The organism is Komagataeibacter sp. FXV3, from assembly GCF_015155755.1.
In the GTDB taxonomy this organism is placed as follows: domain Bacteria; phylum Pseudomonadota; class Alphaproteobacteria; order Acetobacterales; family Acetobacteraceae; genus Komagataeibacter.
The window spans coordinates 1-7,344 of record NZ_VWPI01000010.1 but is presented as its reverse complement, the minus strand read 5'-3'; the positions used below and the strand labels follow the sequence as shown (position 1 = coordinate 7,344).

The 7,344-nt window shown below is 54.9% G+C and carries 3 protein-coding genes and 2 pseudogenes; 3 read left to right on the top strand and 2 right to left on the bottom strand.

Going from position 1 to position 7,344, the window contains the following annotated elements:
• The first annotated feature begins 242 nt into the window (after positions 1 to 242).
• The 3 genes and pseudogenes from F1542_RS01180 to F1542_RS01170 all read left to right on the top strand — a co-directional run.
• On the top strand, positions 243 to 2,579 hold the full coding sequence (locus F1542_RS01180; RefSeq protein ID WP_227672361.1) for a TonB-dependent receptor: 2,337 nt from the start codon (positions 243 to 245) through the stop codon (positions 2,577 to 2,579).
• Positions 2,580 to 2,632: 53 nt separating this feature from the next.
• A complete protein-coding gene (locus F1542_RS01175) occupies positions 2,633 to 4,657 on the top strand; it encodes a phosphocholine-specific phospholipase C (RefSeq protein ID WP_193731403.1) in 2,025 nt (674 codons plus the stop codon).
• Positions 4,658 to 4,803: 146 nt separating this feature from the next.
• Positions 4,804 to 5,675, top strand: a pseudogene (locus tag F1542_RS01170) (IS3 family transposase); the annotation flags it as partial.
• A 492-nt stretch (positions 5,676 to 6,167) separates the two neighbouring features.
• On the opposite strand, the gene F1542_RS01165 reads toward F1542_RS01170, so the two are convergent.
• A complete protein-coding gene (locus F1542_RS01165) occupies positions 6,168 to 7,067 on the bottom strand; it encodes a LysR family transcriptional regulator (RefSeq protein ID WP_193731402.1) in 900 nt (299 codons plus the stop codon).
• Positions 7,068 to 7,151: 84 nt separating this feature from the next.
• Positions 7,152 to 7,344, bottom strand: a pseudogene (locus F1542_RS17020) (hypothetical protein); the annotation flags it as partial.

The following is a 7,344-nucleotide window of genomic DNA, read 5'->3' as shown; positions in this document are numbered from 1 at the left end:
GAATGTAATAAAAAAATTAACAGTCTACGTAAAAATAACTTCACAAGCACTAAGTTATTTTTACAGATGCAGAATATGAAGATTTAATAATACTGAAATCATAGCTTCATAAAAACATCACGAGACACCATGAAACCCCAAACATAGGGTGTGCCGCATCATTCAACCACCATCAATTGGGGCCTTGTCATGAGGGATCACGCTGCATGAAAAAGAACACGTTTCTTCTCCTCACAACATGCATGAGTTCTTTGTTTTTCCATAATGCCCATGCAGCCAGCACGGCACAGAATCAGCCCGCAACCAAGCAGACGGACCAGCGCAGCCAGCCCCCCGCAGGCAAAGCCACGACAAACGCCAGCGCGGATTCCGTAACCGCCACCAAGGCGGAATCGATCATTGTCATGGGCGCTGGTGCCGCGCGTGAAACACAGTCGCTGTCCCACCTTGCGCTGCAGGAAGTCGCCCCTGGCACCAGCCCGCTCAAGACCCTGTCCAAGCTGCCGGGGGTCATGTTCACCTCATCCGATCCGCTGGGATCGTATGAATGGTCACAGCAGATCATCATCCGAGGGTTTGACCAGAGCCGCCTTGGCTTTACCATGGATGGCATCCCGCTGGGCAACCTTGCTTACGGTAATGATAACGGCCTTTCAATCGGTCGTGCATTGCAGACGGAAAACAATGGTCCGGCCACACTGGCACAGGGCGCTGGCGCGGTCGGAGTTGCTGCGTCAAATGACCTTGGTGGCGCACTGGAATTCACATCCATTGACCCGACCAAGAAATTTGGTGTCGATGTAGCGGGTACCGTGGGATCATACGGCACATGGCGCACATTCGCCCGTATCAATTCCGGCACCCTGCCCGGTGGCGGCCGACTTTATGTATCCTATGATTATCAGGACGCCAACAAATGGAAAGGCGATGGCATCCAGCAGCAGCAGCAGGCCAACGCCAAGTTCATCCAGCCACTGGGTGACAAGGTCAAGCTGACCCTGTTTGGTGATTACAGCCAGCGCGCGGAAAACGATTATCAGGACCTGTCCAACCATATGATCGCGACCAAAGGCTATAACGTTGATAACGTTACAGGCAATTACGGCCTGGCCAAACAGATCGCATCCGCGTACCAGAACGGCACGTCCTTCCCCTCGGGCATCGCCGATCAGGACCAGTCCTACTACAATTCCGCCGGCCTGCGTCAGGACATTCTGGGATACGGTAAACTGGATTTCCGCTTTACCGACCATCTGAAGGGTTTTGTCAGCGTTTATGGCCATACCAATACGGGCGAAGGTGTATGGGTCACGCCCTATACCGCGACCCCTGCATCCCTTGGCGGGTCCCCCCTTTCTACCCGCACGACGGAATATGACATTCATCGTGAAGGCGTGATCTCCAGCCTGTCATACAATATTGGCCACCATACGATCGAAGGTGGTTTCTGGTTTGAAAACAATGATTTCGAGCAGGCACGGCGTTTCTATCCGCTTGGCAGCAACCAGTATCCCGGCAGTTCCGTCCACTGGTTCGGCGGAAATGCGTTTGATACCCAGTGGCAGAGCGCGTTCAACACCAAAACCTACCAGTTCCATATTCAGGATACATGGCAGATTACACCGGCGCTGAAGCTGAATTATGGCTTCAAGTCGCTCGTGGTGGACAATGAAGCCCGGCAGTTGGACGGAAATTACATGGGCACGCCAACAGCAAACCCCTATGCGTCGGGTTCGATCACATCGGCCAACGGCTTCCTGCCCCAGATTGGGGCAAATTACCGTATCAACCACAACAACGAAATCTTTGCCGACTTCTCACGCAACATGGCGGCGTTTGACAACTCCACTACTGGCGCGACCAGCCCGTTTGCAACAACGACTGCCGGCTATAATGCGATCAAGAACAAGATCCATCCGGAGATGTCATACAGCGAGGAAATCGGCTACCGCTTCCACAACAAACGGATCCAGGCATCGATCACCGGGTATTACATTGAATTCGAGGATCGCCTTCTTTCGATTACGCAAGGCGCCGGCATTCAAGGCAACCCGTCGGTCCTGAGCAATGTGGGCGGCGTTACATCCCGCGGCATTGATACGGCATTCAATTACCGTTTTGCCGATAACTGGTCGCTTTATGCATCCTATTCGTACAATGACTCCGTTTATGATGATAACCTGACCTCGAACGGCATTACCTACAATACCCGGGGCAAGAGCGTGGTCGCCATGCCGCGCAACCTGGCCAATGTCCAGATCAGTTATGATGACGGCACGATCTGGGGTAATATCGGCATGCAGTACCAGGGGCGCCGGACCTATACCTATACCAATGACCAGTGGGTCAAGCCGAACGATATCTTCAATCTGAATGTGGGTTACCGCTTCCACAGCCATAACTGGGCGCTGCGCGGTCTTGATGCCCAGATTAACGTTACCAACCTGTTTGACAAACGCTATGTCGCCACAGTCGGCAGCAATGGCTTCAAGGTCAATGATCCCGGTGGAACCTTCCAGACCCTGCAGGCTGGCGCACCACGCATGGTGTTCTTCACCCTGCGCAAACACTTTTTCTGATATCACCACGCAGGCCTTCGCCCTTTACATCAGCATATGGATGACCACACACCATGTCCGATATCGCCAATCGCCGTCAGTTCCTGAAATTTGGTGCTGCTGCCGCCATCGGGGCGGCACTGCCTGAAAACCTGAAACGGGCACTGGCGGTCGCCCCCAACAGGGTGACCGGCACGATACAGGATGTGGAGCATGTGGTTATCCTGATGCAGGAAAACCGGTCATTCGATCACTACTTCGGCTGTCTGCAGGGCGTGCGGGGATATGGTGATCCCCGCGCTGAAAAATTGCCTGATGGCAGCAGCGTCTTTGCACAACCGGATGGGAAGGGCGGCCATGTCATGCCCTTCCTGTTCAACACTGCACATACCTCCAGCGCCTGCCTCGCCAGCCTTGACCATAGCTGGAAGGACACACAGACGGCATGGAATGACTGGAATACATGGGTGCCACACAAGACGGCCATGACCATGGGTCATTTCACCCGTGCGGAAATCCCGTATTATTACGCGCTGGCCGATGCCTTTACGGTATGTGATGCCTATCATGCCTCCATTTTCGGGCCGACCAACCCCAACCGTCTGTTCTTCTTCACCGGCACGAACGGACTGGCGGTCGGCAATGACGGATTGCAGGCCATACAGAATGTCGATGATGGCAACTGGTCGGCGGACATGGCGCATGACCGGGCCGATTTTCAACCCTTCCGCTGGACCACCTATCCCGAAAAACTGCAGGCGGCGGGCGTGTCGTGGCGCGTTTATCAGGAATATGACAATTTTGGCGATAACCCGCTGGCGTCCTTTGCACAATTCCGCAACCTTGACCCCCGGTCATGGGAATACCAGCGCGCCCGCATGATCGTGCCGGGATCAACTGCCACCAACATGCATGATACCGAAGGCCGCTACCTTGTCGCCGCCTTTGAAGATGATGTCGCGCACGGCAGGCTGCCGCAGGTTTCGTGGATCGTGCCACCAGCCGCCCTGTCGGAACACCCTAACGCCCCGCCCGGTTACGGTGAACACCTGATTTCCCAGTTGATGGATGTCTTTGTGCGACATCCCGATGTCTGGGCCAAAACGGTTTTTATCCTGAATTATGATGAAAATGATGGTTTCTTTGACCACGTTCCTCCGCCGGTCCCTGCACTTGACCCACGGCATGGCGGCAGTACGGTCGCGACCATGGGAGAATCCTATCGCACCGTCCCGGTAGGACTGGGGCCGCGCGTGCCTGCGATCGTGATTTCACCATGGAGCAAGGGCGGATGGGTCAATTCACAGGTATTCGACCACACGTCCGTCCTGCGCTTTCTTGAAGCGCGTTTTGGTGTAGAGGCTCCCAACATCACCCCATGGCGACGGGCCGTATGCGGGGACATGACCTCCATTTTCGACTTCGCGCAGACGGATCGCCGATGGACCGCCCACCTGCCGCGGACGGATACCTATCTGGCGGAAACACGTCAGTCATGCATGTTGCCCAAGCCCACCATTCCCGCCCGGCAGTCCCTGCCGCAGCAGGAACCCGGCCAACGCCCGGCCCGCGCCCTGCCCTACCGGCTGCATGCGGACCTGATGGCGCCGGGACACCTCCATATTGCGAATGAAGGTAGCCAGGGGGTGGTACTGCGTATCCGTGATGGCAAGGTAACACGCCATTATACGCTGGGCGCCGGATCCGATATGACCCTACCAGTCACAACCCATGGCAACCTGCCCGTGACCGTCCATGGACCCAACGGTTTTTTCCGCCAGTTTCTGGGTACAGGTTTGCCGGACGTGACCCTGCGTTACGACCCCACCCGTGACGTGGCGGTACTGTCGCTGCATAACCATGACCATGCGTCCCGCACGGTCCGGATTGAAGACGCCTATACCCATACCACGCACGAAACTGAATTGCCCCCCAATGTGACAACCGACACCATATGGCCGATCGCTGTATCCGACCATTGGTATGACCTGACCATTCAAGACCCGCATCACGCCCATCACCTGATCCAACTGGCGGGACATATCGAGAATGGCAGGCCAAGCCGTACGGATCCCCATATGGGCCGGACCGGGGCATGACAGTCCTGACCCACCGCTGGACTTGTGACAGTTCTGTGCCGGTTGACTGAGCGTTTCAAGCTTTCAACAAGATAGGCATGAGACCATGGCATTGAAGCAGACAGAAGAGTTCGCCGCGAGGCGGTCAGGATCGCGCTCAACCGCGGTGCGAGCCAAAAGACGTGAGGTTCGCGTTTATTGGGACGCACCGTGACCGCTGGCCCATCGTGCGTCTGTGTCGGGTCCTGCAGGTCTCGACGCGTGGCTACCGGGCGTGGGTTTCCAGGCCCATGTGCGAGCGCCAGCGCACCGACCTGAAGGTTTTGGCGCATATCCGCGAGCATTTTGCCCTGAGTAACCGGACCTATGGCCGTCCGCGGATGACCATAGAGATCAAAGAAGCAGGCTTGCTGTTGGTGAGCGTCGTGTGGGGCGACTGATGAAAGCCAACGATATTCGTCCCGTGCGTACGCGTCGGCACAACGTCACGACCGATAGTCATCATACCCTTGGTTTTGCAGCCAATATTCTGGACCGCAACTTCATGACTGATGCCGCCAATCGGAAATAGGCAGGCGACATCAGTTATATCTGGACCAGCGAAGGCTGGCTTTACCTTGCTGTTGTCATTGACCTGTTCAGCCGCCGCGTTATCGGTGGGGCCGCCAGTGATCGGATGAAAAAGGCCCTTGCTATCAGGGCGCTCGATATGGCGGTGCGTCTACGCAATCCACCACCTGGCTGTATTTTCCATTCTGATCGCGGCAGCCAATACTGCTCCCATGATTTCCAGAAAAAATTGACGCAATACAGGATGACACCATCCATGTCCGGCAAGGGAAACTGCTACGACAACGCCGTGGTCGAGACCTTTTTCAAGAGCCTGAAGGCCGAAATGCTCTGGAGACAAAGTTGGCCAACACGGCGTCAGGCAATAGCCGCCATCTTTCAATACATCAACGGCTTCTATAATCCGCGACGGCGCCACTCCTGTCTCGGGAGTATCAACCCACTCGCTTTCAAGGCCAAAGCTGCATAAAAGAGATCACATACCGGCACAAAACCGTCACAAGTCCACACGCTCCAACGCTCTGATCCGTGCCGTCTCAGCCGTGGTCGGCCCCGGTTGCGTCCCCGCGTCCCGCCGGGCCTGCTTCCACCAGTCGTGCAGGCTGTCGCCCGAGCAGCCAAGCTTGCAACCAATCTCGCGACAGGCCGCCGATAGGCTCGGGTAATCGATTGATGCTCGTCCAGAAGGCGCACGACGCGCTCACGGAACTCAGGCGAATAACACGATGTTTTCTTCTACTCTGCCATAGGGATCATCCTCCGAGAGTTTTACTCTCCGGTAAACCCGGGGCAGTTCACTATGAAAATTTCCGCCCTGCCCGGATCAGTTCTCAGTGAAAATCAACAGGCAAGGCTCAAGGAATGCCGGGCTGTCGCGACCCGATATGAGAAGACCCCCGTATCTTTCCTCTCGGCCATCCTCATCGCTGCCAAAGCAGATTATATCAACGCCTAACAGACCCTAAATTTCCATAAGTTCCAGCATCATTTTTGTTATGCCAATATCCTTCTCAGTTTCACGATACACACAATTTATGGAAATTTCGTAGTCTGTGGACTGAAGTTCTATCGGACGCATAAGGCCGCGTTCGACAAAGCCCTGTGCAAAATGCGCCGGAAGGAAACCCATTACGGTATTGCTCAGGATGAATGTCGCAATACCCTCGATAGAATTGGACATCGGACCGCGCTGCAGTTTCAGACGCTGGATCTGTAAAGACATACCGCAGTCATAAACCATTGTTGCAACGATATGATTGGCTATCGTGTCAGTCGCGATATCTGTCCGCTGGTGCCAGATCGGGTGGTCCGATCCTGCGTACAGCCGGTTTGTCTCTGAAAAAAGGGTATGGTAAACTAGTCCGTCGCGATGCCCGAGGGTTGTCGTAATGCCAATATGCGACTTCTGGTTAAGTATTGATCGTTCAATCTGTTCCGCAGATTCAACATAGACGCTTATTTCAGCAAAGGGGGCAGCCCTGGACAGTCGGCCAATGACACGGGGCAAATGAAAACGCGGATGGCTCAAGGCACCTTCCGGTATGCTGATGGCCAGCTTCCCGCGCAATGGGTCATGAAGTTGATGCAACCGCCGTTCAAAATCACGAAGAGAATTCAGTAAGTCATATGTTGATGACAGGACTGCATGCCCGTCTTCAGAAAGCCAGAAGCCCGAACGCCCCCGACTGCAAAGGCAAAGTCCGAGCCGCGTTTCCAGTTCCGTAAGCTGTCTGCTGATTGTCGAGCGATCAACATTGGCGGTAGAGGCCGCTGCACTGACACCACCGTGCTCTGCCACGGATACGAACACACGTAGTAACCTTATGTCGATGTCAGCTAACGACCCGGAAAATTTGGACATGCGCCTCTCACCTGGCAGGAAAGTCATTATGGAATTTCAATATATCATAATTTTGAAGCCATGACTGCTCCGGCAAGATTGGATTCAAGGTGCATGCCCACAATGCAAGGTGCGTTGCGCCGCTGATGCCCGAGAGGAAACGACTGGGGAGGTAATCCCCCCATAAAAAGAGTGGCTTTTGAATGAGAATTTTCTCAGCGTAAGGATGAGGAGATTCTGATGAAGAGTGATCGCTTTACTGACGCGCAGATCATGGGTGTGATCCGCCAGGCTGAGG

Excerpts from the sequence above, each read along its gene's own strand:
- F1542_RS01165 (WP_193731402.1), bottom strand. The coding sequence starts at position 7,067 with ATGTCCAAATTTTCCGGGTCGTTAGCTGACATCGACATAAGGTTACTA.
- F1542_RS01180 (WP_227672361.1), top strand. The coding sequence starts at position 243 with ATGAGTTCTTTGTTTTTCCATAATGCCCATGCAGCCAGCACGGCACAG.
- F1542_RS01175 (WP_193731403.1), top strand. The coding sequence starts at position 2,633 with ATGTCCGATATCGCCAATCGCCGTCAGTTCCTGAAATTTGGTGCTGCT.